Here is an 18,347-nt window from a genome sequence, read left to right as displayed (position 1 = left end):
GATGCGTTGGCAATACGTTAAAACCCCTATCGGGCAGGACGCAATTTTATAGCTTCACCACTTCGTATTTTGTATCAAGCTAGGACCTTATGTTTCAGGAGTGCGTGCTACACGCGGCCGGGCGGGCTAGCAACAGTTGGCTATGCCCACCCTGTACAGGCCCGTCTCCATCTCTGGTTTTTGGCCTTGCTTAATCCATGTCCTGAAAGTCTGGGCTTGCCCTGGGAATAGGCACGCCGGCATCAATGCGTTTGGCCCATTCTTGTAGCGGTAGCGGTGGAGTCGGCTCCCAAATACGACGCAGAACGGGCTTTAGCAAAGCAATATTGTGGCCACTGGCCCAACGATACGGAATCACCGGCAACCAGGTGTCGTCGGCAATGCGTTCGGCCACGACAAAGCGGAAACTGTACTGGCCAGGGCCCAGGCTCATGCGTATATCACTGACCACCAGCAGGTCATCGATGATGTCGTAGCGCAGCCAGTCGTCCGAAAACCAGCGCAGTTGCTCCAGCTGTTTCAAGGGGGGGAACAGCTGGGTGTAGTCGCTATGAACGGGCAGGCACAGGGATTCGTATTGATGCCCCTTGGGTGCACGCAGCCGGTCCAGCAGGCCCACCATGACTTCGCATTCCCGGTCCTGTGTGTCGCGCACCAGTACACGCCAGAGCAGGATGTTCATGGGTTGGGCGGCGGAGTATACCCGCGCGATTTCCACCTGCTCTTGTTTGAGCTGTGCGGTTGCCTGTTGCTCGGCCCAGAACTTGGCACCTACCGAGGCTGCCAGATACAGGCTGCTCAAGAGCAAGGCCCAGTTGCAGGCCCGTATCGTTGCGGGTACCGGCCCACGAATCAAGCCTATGATCGTGGCGATCAGTAAGGGCACGGTATAGAGCGGGTCAATAATGAAGATGCTTGACCAGGTTGCCGGGGTAGCGGCCAAAGGCCACAGCAATTGCGTTCCGTAACTGGTAAAGGCATCCAGAAGAGGGTGGGTAATCAGCGCCAGCCAGACCGCCAGCCCCAGCCTCCCCGCAGAGGCACGTGCTTGTGGAAACAGCAGTCGCCATAAAAGGGTGACCAGGATGCCTGCCGCGCTCAACACAAACAAAGAGTGCGAGAAACCCCGATGACTGACCATGGAGGTAATCGGGTCCCCATATTGAATGAAGACATCCAGATCGGGCAGGGTGGCGATGATGGCACCGGACAGGACCGCCTTGCGGCCATACTGCCGCCCGAGGAGGGAGCCGCAGATGCTGGCACCGAGGACTGCTTGTGTTACGGAATCCATAGCTCTCGTGCAAAGTGAAACAGGGACCGGGGCCAGATGCGGCCTGACGGCTTTAGCGTTATGATTTTAAAGTTGAATCCCCGGCCCGCCCTATTTTTTTGACGGGCGTCAAAGGCCCAAGGGGTATCAGTCGCGTATAGTGTACGACGGCCTACGCTGTCCTACCGCCTGCGGGCTGCGCCACCGCTTCTATCCAGAGAATTCGTTTACCTATGTCTACCTACCTGATCGCGGCTTTATATAAGTTCGTGGAATTGCCCGATTTCGCCCAAATGCGCGACCCCTTGTTTGCTTTTTGCGAGCAGCACGAGGTCAAGGGCACGCTGTTGCTGGCGCGCGAAGGGATTAACGGCACGATTGCCGGCCCTCAGGAGGGTATTCGTGCCGTCTTGGCATATCTGAACTCCGATCCACGTATTTCTGGCCTGGTGCATAAAGAGTCCTATGCCGACAAGGCTCCGTTTTACCGCCTCAAGGTGAAGCTGAAAAAAGAGATCGTTACCCTGGGCGTACCGGATCTGAAAACCGCCGAAATGGTGGGCGAGTATGTTGCTCCCGAAGACTGGAATGCCCTGATCAGCGATCCGGACGTGGTGGTGGTGGATACCCGCAACGATTACGAAGTGGGTATTGGCACTTTTAACCGTGCCATCAACCCCAAGACCCAAAGCTTTACCGAGTTTCCTCAGTGGGTGGCCGAGCAGTCCAAGGAAGGCGGTGTCTTGCATGGCAAACCGCGCGTGGCCATGTTCTGTACCGGCGGTATCCGCTGTGAAAAATCCACAGCCTTCATGCGTTCGCAAGGCTTTGATCAGGTTTACCACCTGCAAGGCGGCATTTTGAAATACCTGGAAGAGATCCCAGCCGCAGAAAGCCTGTGGGATGGTGACTGCTTTGTGTTCGACGAGCGCGTATCGGTGCGTCACGGTCTGGAACCCGGCGATTATGATTTCTGCCGTGCCTGTCGCATGCCTATCAGCGAAGAGGAAAAAGCCTCGCCCCAGTTCGAAGAAGGCGTCAGCTGTCCCTACTGCCACGGCCACAGTTCCCCCGAGCAGATCGAGCGTTTCCGTGAGCGTCAAAAGCAAGTGGCTTTGGCGCGCGAGCGTGAAGAGCGTCACATTGGCGTCAGCATGGACGAGTTGACCGAGCGCCGTGAAGCCGCCCGCCGCAAGGCGGAAGAGCAACGCCTGCTGGCTCAGCAAGGCAAGGACGCCTAGCCCTGATCGGGCCACTGTGTTACCTCTACTAGCTTGATTCTGGCGCTGCGTCGTTTATAGTCCGCCCTTCTGCTACAGAAGGGCGCTTTGCATAAACGCCAGCGCTTTAAGTCCGTGCCTGTGGCGCGGCTTTTTAACGGGATTGAGCATGTCCTTATCTGATCTGCCCATTTTGTATTCCTTTCGCCGTTGCCCCTATGCCATGCGGGCACGGCTGGCTATTGCGGCCAGCGGCGTAACTTGTCAGTTGCGCGAAGTCGTACTGCGCGACAAACCCGAGGCCCTGCGCCTGGCCTCTCCCAAAGCCACCGTCCCGGTGCTGGTCTTGCCCGATGGCAAGGTTATTGATGAAAGCCTGGACATCATGCGTTGGGCTTTGGCGATTCAAGATCCCAAGCAGTATTTGCAGCCTGAGCAGGGCGATGTCGAGCAAATGCTGGCCCTGATTGCGGCCAATGACGGGCCTTTCAAGCGGCATCTGGATTGCTATAAATACCCGGATCGCCATACCGAGGATGAACAATTCACGGATGCAGCCAGTTTTTCGGCCCTGCATAGAGCCCAAGCCAGTGAATTATTGATGGGCCTGAATGCCCGCATTGAACAGCAGGGCTACCTGATGGGACAGCGTCCTTGTCTGGCAGATTTGGCGATTGCCCCCTTTGTGCGGCAATTCGCACAAGTGAACAGGGGCTGGTTTGATGCGCAGCCTTGGACGGCCTTGTCGACCTGGTTGCTGAACTTTCAGTCCAGCCCTTTGTTCCTGAGCATCATGGATAAATACCCTGCCTGGACGCCAGACAGCGAGATTGTGCAGTTTCCTTCTGTCTGACTGAGTCGCTAACGACCTGCCCAAAGCAATACGAGCGGGAGCAGCTTGGCAAGAACAAGCAGACAAGCAAAAGGCCGGTTCTTAATTGAAAACCGGCCTTTCTTATTAAGTACCTGAATCAGGCAGCAACGGTCGCACGTGGCTCGCTGGCCTCTTGTGCGGGAATCTCCATGTCACCGCGCTGATGCAAGGTGACGCTGGTGTCCAGCGGTGGCAGCTCGCCATTCATGGCGCTGTTGAGTTGATCGGCATCCAGTTCGCCTTCCCAGCGGGCAACCACAATGGTGGCAACCGCATTGCCCACCAGATTGGTCAGCGCACGGCATTCGGACATGAAGCGGTCAATCCCCAGGATCAGAGTCATGCCAGCGATAGGCACTGAAGGCACCACGGACAGGGTAGCCGCCAAGGTAATGAAACCGGCCCCCGTCACACCCGCCGCGCCTTTGGAGCTGAGCATGGCAACCAGCAATAGCAGAACCTGCTGCTGCAAGGTCAGTGGAATATCACAAGCCTGGGCGATGAACAGGGCCGCCATGGTCATGTAGATATTGGTGCCGTCCAGGTTGAAGGAGTAGCCGGTAGGTACAACCAGGCCCACAACCGACTTTGCACACCCGGCGCGTTCCATCTTCTGCATCAAGGTAGGCAAAGCCGCTTCCGAGGAGCTGGTACCCAGCACCAGCAGCAGTTCTTCACGAATGTAGCGGATCAGCTTGGTGATGGAAAAGCCGTTGTAGCGGGCCACGGCACCCAGAATGATCAGCACAAAAAGCACGGAGGTGACGTAGAAAGTCACCACCAGCAGCGCCAGGCTGGACACGGATTCAATCCCGTATTTACCGATGGTGAAAGAGATGGCACCGAAGGCCCCGATGGGAGCGGCTTTCATCAGGATGGCAACCAGCTTGAAAACAGGCGTCATCAAGGCTTGCAGCAGTTTCAGCACGGGTTTGCCGTGATCGCCCACAGCGGCCAGGGCAATACCAAACAGCACGGCCACAAACAGTACCTGCAGAATGTCGCCACCGGTAAAGGGGCTGATCAGGGTGGCGGGGATGATGTTCATCAAAAAGCCCGTCAGCGTGCTGTCATGGGCTTGCTGCACGTAGCCCTGGATAGAGCTGGGGTCCAGGGTGCTGGGGTCAATGTTCATGCCATGGCCGGGCTGCACGATATTGCTGACCACCAAGCCTACAATCAGGGCCAGCGTGGAGAAAGTCAGAAAGTAAATCATGGCCTTGCCCACCACACGGCCCACTTTTTGCAGGTCTGTCATGGCGGCAATGCCGGTGGCTACCGTCAGGAAAATGACGGGCGCAATAATCATTTTGACCAGCTTGATGAAGGCATCGCCCAAAGGCTTCATGCTCTCGCCCAGCGAGGGGTAAAAATGGCCCAGCAAAATCCCGATAGTGATGGCGATGATGACCTGTACGTACAAAATTCGATACCACTTGATTTTGACGATCTGCGGTACCGAACGGTCTCCTGTGCTTATATCCATCATGATGTCGTCTCCGTGACTTGATGTAGCCGACCTGGCAGTCAGCTGGTGGCCTGCTTGGAATTGTGTGTGGGCAGGCGGTTTAAGCTCGCCGGAATCCTTGTCCCGGCCCATAAGCTCATGACTAAAGCAACATCCGTGCCAATCTGTTCGCCGGCAGAAAACCAGTAAATAAGCGGCTTGCGGACAGGAGACTTCCCCGCTATCTGCTTATGTGTGCGAAAATCCGCACAGCTATTACTAATTTTTGGCGATATTTCGCACAGGTTTCATGAACTCCATTCCGGTTTCTTCGGGCATGCGGCGGCGCTTCAGGCTCGAATGGTTGCTGCTGCTGGGCTTGGCCGTCGTGCTGGGGCTGTTTGCCTTCTGGCGTTCGGCCGATTTGGGCACGGCTCGTTTGCTGACACAAAGCGAACAGCGGCTTGATTCCTTGATGCGCGGGAATGCCGGCTGGATCAGGACAATTCGCGATAAATTCCGCACCTTGTCCTTTGCGCTGGCCCAGGACGAGGCTCTGCGCCAATACCTGATGGGCAATCCTGCCTATGGTGATGCCGAGGCTTTGAATCGCAAGTTCCAGCAATTGGCCGAAGATACGGGCGCTCCTGTTCTGTACCTGCTGGATATTCATTCACAGACGCTGGTGTCCAGTAACTGGCAGGAGCCCGACAGCTTCGTGGGCAATCACTACGGTTTCCGCCCTTACTTCACCAAGGCCCTGGAGCAGGGGCATGCGGAATACTTTGCCTTGGGGACTGCCAGCGGCAAGGCGGGTTTGTACATTTCACGCATGGTGCAAGATCAGGATGGCAAGCCGGTTGGTGTGGTCGTCATCAAGCTGGTATTCGATCTGCTGGAAAAAGAATGGGAAGGTTATGGCGATCGCATGTTTGTAAGCGATCCCAATGGCGTGATCTTGCTAAGCGGTGAACCGGACTGGCGTTTGCATAGTCTGGATCAAGCTGCGCCCGAGCAACTGGTCAAGCTGCGGGCCAGTCAGCAGTTTGGTAATGAGCCCTTGGAGTCAGTGGGCTTGAGCATGTCGGACGCCGGCGAACGGGCCTCCTTCTGGACACTGGGGCAGGAGCGCTTTTTGCATGTGCAGCAGCCTGTCGCAGGCAGTGATTGGGTTTTGCACGCGATGGCTCCCATGGATGCTGCGTTGCAGACCCAGGCCTTTCAATCCCGTCTGACGGTGATGGGGCTGTTGTTTGCGGCGCTGGTGCTGACGGCCTTGGCGCTGCAACGCAGTCAACAGCGACGAGAAGCCCAGGCGCGGCAGGAGTTGCTGCGTGATGCCCTTGAAGAAGCGGTGGAGTCCCGCACCGCCCAGTTGCAGGTGGCGCGTCGCCGCCTGGAACAGGAGATGCAGGCCCTGCAGGAAGCCCGTTCGCGTGCACGTGATCTGCGTGAACAGTTGGAGCAGGCCGAGAAGCTGTCCTTTCTGGGGCAGGTGACGGCGGGGGTGGCTCACGAGATCAACCAGCCCGTGGCGGCGATTGAGGTCTATGCCGACAACACTTTGCGTTTGCTGGATCAGGGTCAGACGGAAACAGCACGGCAGAACCTGTCCCGCATCCAGACGCTGACCCAACGCATCGGCAGCATTACCTCTCAGCTGTGCCATTACGCTCGCAAGCCCAAAGAGCAGGAAGGCCCGGTACGGGTACGCTCGGCCGTGGATAGCGCCTGGCAATTATTGGAACACCGGGCAAGGGCACAGGGTGTAGATCTGGAGCTGGAAGGCGTGAACGAATCTGTGCGTGTATGGGCTTTGCCGGTACGCCTGGAACAGGTTCTGGTGAATTTACTGCGTAATGCGCTTGATGCTCTGGAAGGGAGCCGTCAGGGGCGCATTCGTATTGAAGTGATGAGCGAGCAGCAGCATGTGCGCATTGTGGTTTCTGACAACGGCCCCGGCCTGAGTCCGGAAATCCGTCAGCGCCTGTTTACGCCCTTTAGCTCCAGCCGCCGTCAAGGTGTGGGCTTGGGGCTGGTGATCTCGCACGATATTGTGGCGGCCCTGGGTGGCCGTTTGGAAGAAGGGCCTTCGCGCCTGGGTGGCGCCACGTTCCATATCGTGCTGCGCAATGCCGATAGCGAGCTGGCCCAGGGAGAGAGATAAGAATGGAAGTCGCGTTTGTTGATGATGATGCGGACTTGCGTGCCGCCGTGGTGCAAAGTCTGGAACTGGCGGGCCTGAAAGTGGTGGCCTGTGCCAGCGGGCAGGAGGCCTTGAGCCGCTTGCCCAAGGATTATCCCGGCGTGGTGGTGACGGATATTCGCATGCCGGGCATGGATGGCCTGGCGCTGATGCAGGCCTTGCATGCTCGCGATCCCGAGCAGCCCGTCGTACTGATTACTGGCCACGGCGATATTGATATGGCCGTACAGGCCATGCACGATGGCGCCTTTGATTTTCTGACCAAGCCCTATCAGGCCGAACGCCTGCTGACGGTAATACGTCATGCCGCCATGCAGCGCAGTCTGGTTCTGCAAAACCGTGCCTTGCGCGAAGAGCTGGACGAGGACGGCCAAGGCCCGGCGCTCCTGGGTAATTCCGAGGTCATGGTCAATTTACGCACTACCTTGCGGCATCTGGCACAGTCCGATGTGGATGTGCTGGTGGAAGGGGAAACCGGCACAGGCAAGGAAGTGGTGGCCATGTTGCTGCACCGCTGGAGCGCCCGAGCACAGCATCGTTTTGTAGCGTTGAACTGTGGTGCCTTGCCTGAAACCATTATTGAAAGCGAGCTGTTCGGCCACGAAGCCGGAGCATTCACGGGCGCGCAGCGCAGACGTGTAGGCAGTGTTGAACATGCACACCGTGGCACGCTGTTTCTGGATGAAATCGAAAGCATGCCCATGATTGCACAGGTGCGCTTGCTGCGTGTGCTGGAAACCCGTTGCGTAACTCCTTTGGGTTCCAACGAAGAGCACCCGGTAGATATCCGCGTCGTTGCCGCCAGCAAGGTGGATTTGTCCGACCCCGCCCAGCGTGCGAACTTCCGCGCCGATTTGTATTACCGACTCAACGTGGTTACCTTGCGCCTGCCGCCTTTGCGGGAGCGCAAGGAGGATATCCCCATGCTGTTCGCTCACTTTGCGGCGCTGGCTGCCAAGAAGTACGGTATGCCGCAAAAGATGCCCGATGCGCGCAGTCTGGCCTATATGCAGTCACATCACTGGCCGGGCAATGTGCGCGAGCTGGCACACTTTGCGCAACGTGAAGTGCTGGGTGTGCAGCACCCGGAGATCAAGGAGCTGGAAAACGAGGACTTGAGCCTGCCCGCCCGCATGGAGCAGTTCGAGTCGCAGCAGATACGTCAGGCGCTGGCACGCCATCGTGGCGATATCAAGGCGACCTTGCAGGATCTGCGTATCCCGCGCAAAACCTTTTACGACAAGTTGCAGCGGCATGGCATTTTGCGTAGCGACTTTGTGGGAGAGGGGGCGCAGGGTGAATAAAGGCTGGAGTAAAAGTGAGCTATATCGGGGTTTTGCTCAAATTTACGACCAGGCTACATATTCCTCAGGGCAGCGCGCCCATATTGATTGTTGTGCTCCACAATGCGGGTCAGCATATCCATGAATACCTGACGTTGCTTTGCCGTCAGTGGGTCCAGCAGACGCTCCTGTGCCTTGTTCATGCCAGCGCTCAGTCCTTGCATGACGGCCAGGCCGGCCTCGGTAATGTAGGTTTGGCGCGAGCGGCGGTCATCAGGGTTGACGCGTCGTCCCAGCAGTCCTTTTTCTTCCAGACGGCGGATAACTTCTGCGGAGGTCGTGCGGTCCAGACCAAGCTCATAGCCTATGGTAGTTTGGTCTAGCCAGGGTGAGCCCATCAAGACGGACAGTACCCCGTGCTGGACAGGGGTGATATCGCTTTTGCATTCTTCGTAGAACATGGCGTAATGGATTTGGTTCAGACGTCGAACCAGAAAGCCGGAACGCGACCACAGCTTTTGCCGAAATAATTCGGCATTTTCTTCTTTTACTGGGCCGAGGGATTCGGCCTCGCCGGATTTCGGTCCTTTCTCTTGCTTTAACTCGGTGTGATTCTTCATGCTTAAGCCAGACATCAAGAGTGTGACCAATTAGCTGTGACTGGTGAGGCCACAGCTTGATGGCAGGATAAGCCCCAACGGGGCGGTAGTAACAAGGTCGGCGATTATAGGGAGGACAGCGCCAGACTTGGAAAGGTAGGCGCTGCATTCTTATTTTGTATTCGTTTCCACCTGGTGCTGTCCATGCTCAATCTCTCAGTTATTTCCCGACTTGCTGAAAAATATAATCAGTGTGCTGCTTTATCGCTTTTTCTTGGTGAAAGTTTCTCTGTTTTAAATCAAGAGTTTGTCAGGCGATTTTAATAACTGCGTGTTGGCAGCCGATTGATACCTGATTGGCATTTTCAGGGGCAGTCTAAGCGCCGGGTACAAGGCGCTTAGTTTCCTCGTAAGCTTTACGCGGGGTCCTTGCGCCCGAACAGTCTTCCCACTCGATAACGTATCTGCGACCAGAAGGCTTTGAGACCGATAGATAGCATATTGAGCTCGCCTGCAGAGTCATCATCCTGTCGGCCACGTGCTTGCAGCCTTAGCAGGGTTTGTTGCATCTGGGCCTGTAGCTGCTGGGTTTGAGCCAGCACGGCTTGGGATTGATAAAGGATGGCTTGGGCTTCGATAGTGGAAACTGGCGTGGCAGTTATTGAGGGCATGTTGGCAACCGCAGCGCCAGCTGCGGCTGTCATGCCCTGGCTGCTGGGGGAGACGGGGGCGTCAGAGCCCTGTGCAGGATTGGTGTCACCCCGCACCATGCGCGTAAGGTTGCGCTCGAACTGGCCCAGGATCTGTCCGGCCACTTCGGCGATCATGCCGCTGCCGCGTCCATACTGGGCTACCGCTCCTGACAAGGTCAGCTCTGTGCTGACCTCCACGTCGGTGCCTCCTTCTGGTGACGGTGTCAGCGCAAAGCTGAAGTCCGAGCTGGCTGAACCGCGTCCCTTGGGGTCCAGACCGGCGCCACGCAGATAGGCAATATGATTTTCCTCATCGGTGTTGACCAGCTCCGCAGTGCCATCAAAAGAAAGTTTGATCGGCCCGAGTTTGACTGAAACCGAACCCTGGTACTTGTTGCCGTCCAAGACATCAGTCAGTTTGGCTCCGGGCAGGCAAGGCATGATGCGCGGTACATCCAGCATGAGCGTCCATGCCTGATCCAGTGGTAGAGGAATATGAAACCGGTTTTTGAAGTTCATGGCAGCTTTCCTGTTTTATTGTGTCGGTTGCGTGGCCTGATCGATCAGTTCCAGTAGCCGCATAGGGCTGAGTGGGAACTCGTTGATGCGCACATTCAGCGGTGACAGTGCTTGCTCCACGGCTGAGATGACGACGGCGGCGACGGCGATGGTGGAGCATTCGCCCACGCCTTTGACTCCTAGCGGATTCAAGTGTGTGGGCGAGGGGCAGAACAGCACCTCGATATTTGGTACTTCCGGGGCGGTGGGCAGAAGATACTCTGCACAAGTGGTGGACAAGGGCTGACCTTCGGCGTCGTAGGCCATCTGTTCGAACAAGGCATTGCCCAGACCATGGACGACCCCGCCCACGACCTGACCTTCCACAATCATCGGGTTGATGAGCGTGCCGCAATCTTGCACAGCCAGATAGCGTGTGATGTGGATAGCGCCAGTGCTGGCATCTACCTCCACTTCACAGGCGTGCGTGGATCCGGCGTAGGTTTGCTCATCACAATGAAAATGAGCGGTGCTCTCCAAACCAGGGTCGGTCTTGATAGGCAGGCTGTAGCCCGGCACACCTTTGAGCTCCATGGCCAGTCGAGCCAGGCTGATGGTTGTGTCAGTTGCGCTGCTACGCACGATGCCGTAAGAAATGTTCAGGGTTTCTTGAGGGACTTTCAGCACGGCCGCTGCTGCCAGCAGCACTTTATGGCGTAGTTGCCGGGAGGCCTGTTCAACGGCTGTACCCGCCATAATCGCCTGGCGACTTGCGAAACCGCCCATCCCCACACCGATGTGACGTGTATCGCCGGCATGAACGTCTATGCCTGCGGGCTCCACGCCGAAATGTGCTGCGCAAATCTGCGCCAGCGAGGTCTTGATGCCTTGGCCCATGGCCAGGGCTCCCGTGAACACGGCAATTCGACCTGATGGGAAAATCTTGACGGTGGCCGACTCATAGGGGCCGCGACCGGTAGGTTTGACGGCATTAGCCAGGCTTTGGCCCAGATAACGGCCTTGAGCAAGGGCCGCCTGTCGTCGTTGTTCAAAACCGTCGCGGTCCATCGCCTGCTCTGCCATGGCTTGCATGCGGGGAAAGTCTCCGCTGTCGATAACCAGTGGTATACCCGCCCTGGATTTCAGCGGCTTGGTGTAGGGGATTTTGGCGGCAGGAATCAGGTTCAGTTCGCGGCAGCGGATGGGGTCCATGCCGATCTGTTGCGCGAGCCGGTCCATTAATCTGTCCATGACGAACGCGGCTTGCGGATAGCCTGCGCCGCGTACGGTAGCCACTGGCACCTTGTTGGTGTAGACCACGTCAGCAGTCAGACTGAAAGCCGGAACGATATAGGGGCCCGTCATGGATGAGGCTGCGTTGTAGGGGACGTTGGTGCCCTGCGGCGTGTAGGCTCCGTGGTCATGGATGAAACTGCCACGCAGGCCGCGTATGCGCCCGTTTTTATCGGCCGCCAGAGATACTGACCATACCTGGTCGCGCTCCTGAATAGAGGTCAGGAAGTTCTCGCGCCTGTCTTCTACCCATTTGATGGGACGACGTAGCAGGCGGGCGACAGCTGGAATGACGATTTCTTCGGGGTAGATCATGAACTTTGCCCCAAAACCGCCGCCTACGTCGGGGGTGATCACACGTAATTGATCTTCGCGATGGCCCAGCATCAGGGCCAGGGTGTAGTGCAGTTCGTGTGCCATCTGGGTGGATGACCAAACGGTCAACTCGTTGCCGGCGGGGTCCAGTCGTGCAAGCACGCCTCGCCCTTCGATGGGATGAGCACAGCCGCGGTGGGCTGAAAATGATTCCTCGATAAGGATGTCTGCATCAAGGAAGGCGGCATCGATATCGCCATAGGCCAGCGTGTAGTTTTGCAGGCTATTGCTTTGTAGCTCGGTGCGTACCACCGCTGCGTTCGGTTCTAGAGCCAGACGCAGGTCAGAAATCGCTGGCAGGACTTCGAAGTCGATAGCCACCAGTGCCGCAGCATCTTCGGCCACGTGACGGGACTGGGCGACGATCACGGCAATCGCTTCGCCAACGAAGGCGACTTCTTCGCGTGCCAGGACGAAGGGGACGGTATTTTCTGGTAGTACGGCAAAGGCAAAGCCCAATGGCATACGCCAATGAGTTAATTCGCCCATCAGGTCTTGCGCGGTAAATACTCCGTGTACGCCAGGTAAGGCTCGGGCCGCCGACAGGTCTATGGAACGAATGCGTGCGTGCGCGTGAGGACTACGTACAAAGCACGCATGCAATACACCCTCCATGGGGATGTCATCCAGAAACTGGGCCTGCCCGGTTAACAAGGCTTCATCTTCCAGGCGCAGAAAGGAGTGCCCCAGACCGCAGGCGGCTTGTTCCTGCTGGTGAGGATCATTCATGAGCATGGCTGGCCCTCATCGCAGCAGCGGCTTTCTGTACCGCACGCACAATATTCTGGTAGCCGGTACAGCGGCATAGATGACCGGACAGCACGTCGCGTATCAGTTCGGGGCCGGGATCGCTGTGGTTCTCCAGCAGTTCGACGACTGACATCAGGATGCCTGGCGTACAGAAACCGCATTGCAGGGCATGCAGCTCGCGAAAGGCTTCCTGGATGGGATGCCAGCAGCCTTGCTCGTTGGCAAGGCCTTCAATGGTGCGGATATGCTTGCCTTGGGCCTGTACTGCCAGCATCAGGCAACTACGGGCTGAGTGGCCGTCAATCTGCACGGTGCAGGCGCCGCAGACGCCGTGCTCACAGCCCACATGGGTCCCTGTCAAACCCAGATCGTGGCGCAGGAAATCGGCCAGATTGACACGAGGCTCGGCATGGGCTGTCAGGTTCTGGCCATTGACACACAGGGTGATGGGGCGACTGCCCGAAGGAAGGGGGTTATTCATGCCGTTGTCCTGTACGAGAGAGCGCTAGCCGCAGGGCGCGCGCCGTATATTCTTTGGCCAGCCGCTGGCGATACCAGCCCTGGACATAACTATCGCTGGAAGCATCGACCTGGCCACATAGTTCGGCGGCCCGTTCGATATCTGAGGGGCTGGCCGGGGTGCCCAGCAGGGCGTTTTCTGCCTCGGTCATGCGAAGGGGAAATGCACCTACTCCGCCCAGGGTGATGCTGACGCGACTCACCAAGCCGGCTTCATCCAGCAACAGCAACGCAGCGCAGGACACGATGGCGAAATCGCCATGCCGACGGGAGAACTCCAGAAAAGCCCAGCCGTGACTGGCGGGCCACGGCTGCACCTGGACGCGGATCAACAGCTCGTCAGCCTGCATATTGGGGGTCATGTAGGCTGCCGGGAAATCGGCCATTGAAAGTGTTCGTTCTCCACGTATGCTGGCGACGGTCAACACAGCATCCATCGCCATGCTGACTGTCGGTATTTCGGCAGAAGGGTCCAGCTGACAAAGACTGCCGCCCACTGTTCCTCGGTTACGAGTCTGGCGATGCCCAACGTTGAGGATTGCATCCTTCCAGAGCGGCAGACGTGTTGCCACCAGCTCGGAAAATTCAATGTCGCGCTGTCGTGTCATGGCACCCATCGCGATATCGCCATTCTCTTGCTCTTGCAGGTAGGACAGTTCGGGCAACTGGTTGATATCGACCAGCGTGTCCGGAAATGCAAAGCGCATATTGAGCATGGCCAGCAAGGACTGGCCTCCAGCCAATACACGGGCGTTTTCCTGATTGGCCAACAAGCCCAGTGCCTGAGCCAGCGTTTCGGGGGCGTAGTAATTGAAAACGGGAGCCTTCATGCCGGTTTTGCCTTATATCTTGGAGAGGTCCAGCGAGGAGGCCGCGAACAGTTCCTCGGGCTTGACCAGGCGTTGCGACATGCCCTGATCGTGGTGGTACTGCGCAAAGGTCTGGATGGTGTGGCGATTTGCCTCCAGGCCATAGGGCCAGTAGTCCTCTCCCATCAAGGCTTTGGCTTCATTGTGATGGTGCACCATCCACGGCAGGGTGACAGCCAGATGGCACAACTCGTTCAGTTCATGCACGGCCAGCTCTTTGGCCTTCAGAAAGGACTTGTACACACTGACCGGCAGCCAGGGGTTGTCCTGTACCAGAGACTTGCGGATGCCAACCATATGCATGATCGGGAAGATGCCCGTGCGGCGGAAATAGTCTTTTTCTACTTCCACGTACTCATCTCCGAACAGACGGCCCACATTGGGGGCGTTACGCAGAAAGCATGAAGGTGCTCGTGCTCCGATGTATCCGTCGATTTCGCCTTTTTCCAACATGTCCGACAAGGTGCGGTCATCCGGGATCTGCTCCAGGCTGATGTCATCTGGCAGATCAATGGGAGCGCGCTCGCCCCGGCCTGGTTCTTCGATCCCTCCGCGTACCCATTTGATCTGATTGGGGCGGATACCGAACTCATCTTGCAAGATGCCCCGGATCCAGACGTTAGCTGTGATCTGGTATTCGGGCACACCAATGATTTTGCCTTTCAGATCTTCGGGCTTGCGGATACGGTCGGTACGCACATAGATGCCGGAATGGCGAAAAACGCGTGACAGAAAGGCTGGAATACCTACGTACTGATTGTCGCCACGCGCAGTAGTCATCATGTGGCTGCTCATGGAGATTTCCGTAACGTCGAACTCCTCGTAGCGAAAAGCACGGTGAAATGCTTCCTCGGGCTCCAGGGATACGACATTGATGTCACAGCCCTCAATGCCGACACGTCCGTCTTTCAAGGCCAGGGTACGGTCGTAATTGCCAATCGATACGCTTAACTTCAGTTTGCTCATGGTGGATCCTTAGTTGATTGTTAGTCCAATTTTTTGTGCCAATTCGCGAAACCGGTCGATGTCGGCATTGATCATCGCCTGGAACTGGGCGGGGCCGTCGTGGGCAACGGTGTAGCCCAGGCTTGTCAGCTTGGCTTGCACATCTTCGCGCGCAATGATTTTTTCGATCGCCTCATGCAGTCTTTGCACGACAGGCTCGGGAGTGCCAGCGGGAGCCAGTAAGCCGTGCCACTGGTTCAGCTCGTAGCCTGGGTAGCCAAGCTCGGCGATCGAGGGCACATCGGCCAGCAGGGGACTGCGCTCTGCCGAGGTCACAGCCAAGGCACGTACCTTCCCGCTTTCAATGAAGGGCAGGGTGCTGGAGGCAGTGACGAAGGCCGAGCCCACCTGATCACCCATCACATCGTTCAGAGCGCCACCGCAACCTTTGTAGGGGATATGCGCCATTTCCACGCCCGCTGCTTCGTTGAGCATTTCGCCAGCCAGATGTTGCGGAGTACCGTTGCCGCAAGAGCCAAAGAACACTTCGCCCGGTTTCTCTTTGGCAGCCGTGAGCATGTCTTTCAGTGTCTTGTAGGGGGAGTTGGCCGGCACGATAACGACCGATGGAACAAAGGCGAAGTTGGAGACAGCTGTGAAGTCATTCTTGGGATCGAACGGCAGCTTGTCGAACACGGCCGGATTGACAGCAAAGGAGCTGTTGACCATCAGTAGTGACTGACCGTCGGCCGGGCGCTGGGCCACCATACGAGCGCCAATATTGCCGCTGGCACCGGGGCGGTTGTCCACAATCGCGGGCTGGCCAAGTTGTTCGTTGAAGTAATTCCCGATCAGACGGGCCAGTAAATCCGTGCCCCCTCCTGGTGGGAAGGTGACGATAATTTCGATCGGTTTATTAGCACTGGCGGTGGCGGGGGCCAGCATTGCACAGCTCAGCAAAAGCCCAGCCAGGGCCAGCAGACGCGGTTGGCGTTGGAACATTGTGTCTCCTCGAGAATCGAGTTCTGTGATTGATTTTTTATGCTTTAATAGTCAGTGCACTGACATAAATATTATTCACAGATTATTTTTTATATCCTACTAGGGAAAACGAGAAAGTCAGTGTACTGATTTATTTATGTTTTTTATTGCTTATATAAGAAGCCGGTAGCGCAAATTGCAGCTGATCCAGGGCCAAAAAAAAGGAACAGTGCAAAAGCCTGTTCCTTTTTGTCATCAGGATGCTTGTAGGCATCTGATGCTAGCCTTTACTCCTGCATACCTGGAACGATGCAGTTAAAGCCGGCGTCAACGTGCGTGATTTCGCCTGTGATACCGCTGGCCAATTCGGACATCAGGAAGGAGGCCACATTGCCCACTTCTTCAATGGTGACGTTGCGCTGCAAGGGAGCGTGCGTCTCTACGAATTTCAGAATGGTGGAGAAGTCCTTGATGCCGCTGGCAGCCAGGGTCTTGATAGGACCGGCCGAGATGGCGTTGGCACGAATGCCGTACTCGCCCAGCGCCACCGCCAGGTAACGCACGGAGGCTTCCAACGCAGCTTTGGCCACGCCCATGGTGTTGTAGTTGGGAATGGCTTTTTCAGCGCCCAGGTAGGTCAGGGTCAGCACCGAACTCTTGCGGCCCTTCAGCAAGGGCAGGGCAGCCTTGGCCAGTGCGGGAAAGCTGTAGGCGGAAATGTCATGAGCGACGCGGAACGATTCGCGCGACAGGCCGTCCAGGAAGTTGCCGGCAATGGCTTCACGGGGTGCAAAACCAATGGAGTGCACCAAACCGTCCAGACCGTCCCAGCGCTCGCCCAGCGAGGCCATGGCCTGTTCGATCTGATCGTCTTCAGACACATCACAGGGCAGCACGATATCCGTGCCCAGTTCTTTGGCAAAGCCTTCAACACGTTCTTTAAAACGCTCGCCTACATAGGTCAGGGCAATATCAGCACCTTGTTGGCGACATGCTTGCGCAATCCCGTAAGCAATAGAGCGATTCGAGAGGACGCCTGTGACCAGGATGCGTTTTCCTTGCAGGAAACCCATGCTGAAAATCCTTTATGTAATTAGTGGGTGGACTTAGCCACGAATATTGGAACCGGGAACACGCAAACGTGTCCCCCTGGAAAGAGAGCTGCCTTTGATATTGTTCAGGCGCCGCAGTTCTGCCACCGAAGTGTCGTACCGTTTGGCCAAGGCGTAAAGTGTATCGCCCTGTCGAACCGTATGGGTGCGCACATTGGCGCCGCGACGCAAAACAACAGTGTCATTCTTGCGGTTGACGCTGGCCGTTTGCGTACGAGCACGGCGTGTGCTTTGCGCTACCGGGGCGGCAGGTGTATTGGTCAGAGAAGCCAGTTGCAGGCTGCCTTCACCCAAGGTGGTGCTGGGCACCAATAGTGTCTGGGCCACGGCCTTGGTGCTCTTGCTACCCAAACCGTTGATGGAGCGCAGCTGCGACAAGGTAATGCCGTGACGCTGGGCAATGGACAGATAGCTTTCGCCGCGCTTGGATTGGTAGGCCTTCCAGTTACTGAGCTTGCCCTGGTAGGCCGCCAGATTGGCATTGAAGATATCCACCTTGTTGGCGGGCAGCAGCAAGGTACCGCGATCGGCAGGGATTGTGGGGCGATTGTGGGCAGCGTTCAAGGCTTTGAACTCGTCCACGGAGATTTCAGCCAGTTCAGCAGCAAGGGCTACGTCAATGTCCTTGTTTTTGCGCACGGCTGTGAAATACGGTGTATTGCTGACTGGAGGCAGGGTGATGCCATAACGCTCCGGGTTAGCCACAATGTTTTTGATCGCTTGCAGTTTGGGGACGTAATTACGTGTTTCGTCCGGCATCTTCAGCGATAAGTAGTCAACATCCAGGTTGGCCTGTTCATTACGCTCCATGGCGCGGCGTACCGAACCTTCACCCCAGTTGTAGGAGGCCAGGGCCAAATACCAGTCGCCCTGGAACTCGTACAAGTAAGACAGATAGTCCAAAGCAGCGCGAGTGGACTCGACCGGGTCACGGCGCTGGTCTACCCACCAGTTCTGCTCCAGCTTGTATTGTGTGCCGGTGCTGGGGATGAACTGCCACAGACCGGACGCATGGGAGCGCGAATAGGCGACGGGGTTATAGGCACTTTCCACAAAAGGCAGCAAGGCCAGTTCGGAAGGCAGGCCACGGGCATCGAGCTCGTCCATGATGTGGTACAGATAGCGCGAGGCGCGCTGGCTCATGGTACGGATGGATTCGGGGTGCGAAGCGTAGTAATTGGTCCAGTAATCAACCAGATCGGTATGCAGGTTGGGGATGGAGAAACCCCGGCGCATCCGGTCCCACGCGTCTTTGGGTGGGTGGGTCAGATCAATGGTGCGAGACGTATCGGCGGCAATGCTGGTGGAGGTCTTGGCGGCTTTTTGAGGGCTGACCTTGGGGCCTGTGGCGCAGCCTGCCAGCACGAAAGCGCATAGCAGCGCAAAAAGTCTCATTAGGTTCATTGCGGAA

At 57.0% G+C, this 18,347-nt stretch carries 15 protein-coding genes; 4 read left to right on the top strand and 11 right to left on the bottom strand.

Going from position 1 to position 18,347, the window contains the following annotated elements; genetic code table 11:
• Positions 1 to 190: 190 nt before the first annotated feature.
• Positions 191 to 1,294, bottom strand: a complete 1,104-nt coding sequence (locus NIZ92_RS15885; RefSeq protein ID WP_035273464.1) for a metal-dependent hydrolase — start codon at positions 1,292 to 1,294, stop codon at positions 191 to 193.
• A gap of 212 nt (positions 1,295 to 1,506) precedes the next feature.
• Here NIZ92_RS15885 and NIZ92_RS15880 point away from each other — a divergent pair, with 212 nt between their 5' ends.
• On the top strand, positions 1,507 to 2,514 hold the full coding sequence (locus NIZ92_RS15880) for a rhodanese-related sulfurtransferase (protein ID WP_022983316.1): 1,008 nt from the start codon (positions 1,507 to 1,509) through the stop codon (positions 2,512 to 2,514).
• Between the two features lie 148 nt (positions 2,515 to 2,662).
• Entirely contained in the window at positions 2,663 to 3,346 is a 684-nt protein-coding gene (locus tag NIZ92_RS15875) for a glutathione S-transferase (protein WP_060186703.1), read from the top strand.
• 118 nt (positions 3,347 to 3,464) lie between these two features.
• Here the strand turns inward: NIZ92_RS15875 and NIZ92_RS15870 are convergent, their stop codons facing one another.
• Entirely contained in the window at positions 3,465 to 4,856 is a 1,392-nt protein-coding gene (locus NIZ92_RS15870; RefSeq protein WP_115634395.1) for a dicarboxylate/amino acid:cation symporter, read from the bottom strand.
• 268 nt (positions 4,857 to 5,124) lie between these two features.
• On the opposite strand from NIZ92_RS15870, the gene NIZ92_RS15865 reads away from it, so the two are divergent.
• Positions 5,125 to 6,981, top strand: coding sequence for an ATP-binding protein (locus NIZ92_RS15865; RefSeq protein ID WP_254002245.1), 1,857 nt, complete (start codon positions 5,125 to 5,127; stop codon positions 6,979 to 6,981).
• Positions 6,982 to 6,983: 2 nt separating this feature from the next.
• Positions 6,984 to 8,324 (top strand): sigma-54 dependent transcriptional regulator, encoded by a 1,341-nt coding sequence (locus tag NIZ92_RS15860; protein WP_060186706.1) that lies wholly within the window; start codon positions 6,984 to 6,986, stop codon positions 8,322 to 8,324.
• 53 nt (positions 8,325 to 8,377) lie between these two features.
• Here the strand turns inward: NIZ92_RS15860 and NIZ92_RS15855 are convergent, their stop codons facing one another.
• The 9 genes from NIZ92_RS15855 to NIZ92_RS15815 form a co-directional block, all read right to left on the bottom strand.
• A complete protein-coding gene (locus NIZ92_RS15855) occupies positions 8,378 to 8,938 on the bottom strand; it encodes a MarR family winged helix-turn-helix transcriptional regulator (RefSeq protein WP_060186707.1) in 561 nt (186 codons plus the stop codon).
• A gap of 380 nt (positions 8,939 to 9,318) precedes the next feature.
• A complete protein-coding gene (locus NIZ92_RS15850; RefSeq protein WP_254002244.1) occupies positions 9,319 to 10,113 on the bottom strand; it encodes an SRPBCC family protein in 795 nt (264 codons plus the stop codon).
• Positions 10,114 to 10,128: 15 nt separating this feature from the next.
• Positions 10,129 to 12,489, bottom strand: a complete 2,361-nt coding sequence (locus tag NIZ92_RS15845; RefSeq protein WP_254002243.1) for a xanthine dehydrogenase family protein molybdopterin-binding subunit — start codon at positions 12,487 to 12,489, stop codon at positions 10,129 to 10,131.
• Positions 12,482 to 12,991 carry a (2Fe-2S)-binding protein gene (locus NIZ92_RS15840; RefSeq protein ID WP_254002242.1) on the bottom strand — a complete coding sequence of 170 codons (510 nt, stop codon included), beginning with the start codon at positions 12,989 to 12,991 and terminating at the stop codon, positions 12,482 to 12,484. The genes NIZ92_RS15845 and NIZ92_RS15840 overlap by 8 nt, the downstream gene beginning before the upstream one ends.
• A complete protein-coding gene (locus NIZ92_RS15835; protein WP_060186710.1) occupies positions 12,984 to 13,859 on the bottom strand; it encodes a xanthine dehydrogenase family protein subunit M in 876 nt (291 codons plus the stop codon). Before NIZ92_RS15835 ends, NIZ92_RS15840 begins: the two co-directional genes overlap by 8 nt.
• 12 nt (positions 13,860 to 13,871) lie before the next feature.
• Complete coding sequence (locus NIZ92_RS15830) at positions 13,872 to 14,864, bottom strand: 4,5-dihydroxyphthalate decarboxylase (protein WP_035273485.1); 993 nt, start codon at positions 14,862 to 14,864, stop codon at positions 13,872 to 13,874.
• Between the two features lie 9 nt (positions 14,865 to 14,873).
• The gene (locus NIZ92_RS15825; RefSeq protein WP_235332528.1) at positions 14,874 to 15,788 is read right to left on the bottom strand and encodes a tripartite tricarboxylate transporter substrate binding protein; all 915 of its coding nucleotides are present in this window, start codon (positions 15,786 to 15,788) and stop codon (positions 14,874 to 14,876) included.
• A 323-nt stretch (positions 15,789 to 16,111) separates the two neighbouring features.
• Entirely contained in the window at positions 16,112 to 16,897 is a 786-nt protein-coding gene (gene fabI / locus NIZ92_RS15820; RefSeq protein WP_009460819.1) for an enoyl-ACP reductase FabI, read from the bottom strand.
• 33 nt (positions 16,898 to 16,930) lie between these two features.
• On the bottom strand, positions 16,931 to 18,340 hold the full coding sequence (locus tag NIZ92_RS15815; protein ID WP_026485385.1) for a transglycosylase SLT domain-containing protein: 1,410 nt from the start codon (positions 18,338 to 18,340) through the stop codon (positions 16,931 to 16,933).
• Between the last annotated feature and the right edge of the window lie 7 nt (positions 18,341 to 18,347).

This window comes from Alcaligenes sp. 1735tsa3 (assembly GCF_024134565.1).
Taxonomy (GTDB): Bacteria; Pseudomonadota; Gammaproteobacteria; order Burkholderiales; family Burkholderiaceae_B; genus Alcaligenes; species Alcaligenes phenolicus.
The sequence above is the reverse complement of the archived record's forward strand: the minus strand, read 5'-3'. Positions and strand labels throughout refer to the sequence as shown.

Bases quoted from the DNA above. Each gene is read 5' to 3' on its own strand.
- NIZ92_RS15885 (WP_035273464.1), bottom strand. From the start codon at position 1,294: ATGGATTCCGTAACACAAGCAGTCCTCGGTGCCAGCATCTGCGGCTCC.
- NIZ92_RS15880 (WP_022983316.1), top strand. From the start codon at position 1,507: ATGTCTACCTACCTGATCGCGGCTTTATATAAGTTCGTGGAATTGCCC.
- NIZ92_RS15875 (WP_060186703.1), top strand. From the start codon at position 2,663: ATGTCCTTATCTGATCTGCCCATTTTGTATTCCTTTCGCCGTTGCCCC.
- NIZ92_RS15870 (WP_115634395.1), bottom strand. From the start codon at position 4,856: ATGATGGATATAAGCACAGGAGACCGTTCGGTACCGCAGATCGTCAAA.
- NIZ92_RS15865 (WP_254002245.1), top strand. From the start codon at position 5,125: ATGAACTCCATTCCGGTTTCTTCGGGCATGCGGCGGCGCTTCAGGCTC.
- NIZ92_RS15860 (WP_060186706.1), top strand. From the start codon at position 6,984: ATGGAAGTCGCGTTTGTTGATGATGATGCGGACTTGCGTGCCGCCGTG.
- NIZ92_RS15855 (WP_060186707.1), bottom strand. From the start codon at position 8,938: ATGTCTGGCTTAAGCATGAAGAATCACACCGAGTTAAAGCAAGAGAAA.
- NIZ92_RS15850 (WP_254002244.1), bottom strand. From the start codon at position 10,113: ATGAACTTCAAAAACCGGTTTCATATTCCTCTACCACTGGATCAGGCA.
- NIZ92_RS15845 (WP_254002243.1), bottom strand. From the start codon at position 12,489: ATGAATGATCCTCACCAGCAGGAACAAGCCGCCTGCGGTCTGGGGCAC.
- NIZ92_RS15840 (WP_254002242.1), bottom strand. From the start codon at position 12,991: ATGAATAACCCCCTTCCTTCGGGCAGTCGCCCCATCACCCTGTGTGTC.
- NIZ92_RS15835 (WP_060186710.1), bottom strand. From the start codon at position 13,859: ATGAAGGCTCCCGTTTTCAATTACTACGCCCCCGAAACGCTGGCTCAG.
- NIZ92_RS15830 (WP_035273485.1), bottom strand. From the start codon at position 14,864: ATGAGCAAACTGAAGTTAAGCGTATCGATTGGCAATTACGACCGTACC.
- NIZ92_RS15825 (WP_235332528.1), bottom strand. From the start codon at position 15,788: ATGCTGGCCCCCGCCACCGCCAGTGCTAATAAACCGATCGAAATTATC.
- fabI (WP_009460819.1), bottom strand. From the start codon at position 16,897: ATGGGTTTCCTGCAAGGAAAACGCATCCTGGTCACAGGCGTCCTCTCG.
- NIZ92_RS15815 (WP_026485385.1), bottom strand. From the start codon at position 18,340: ATGAACCTAATGAGACTTTTTGCGCTGCTATGCGCTTTCGTGCTGGCA.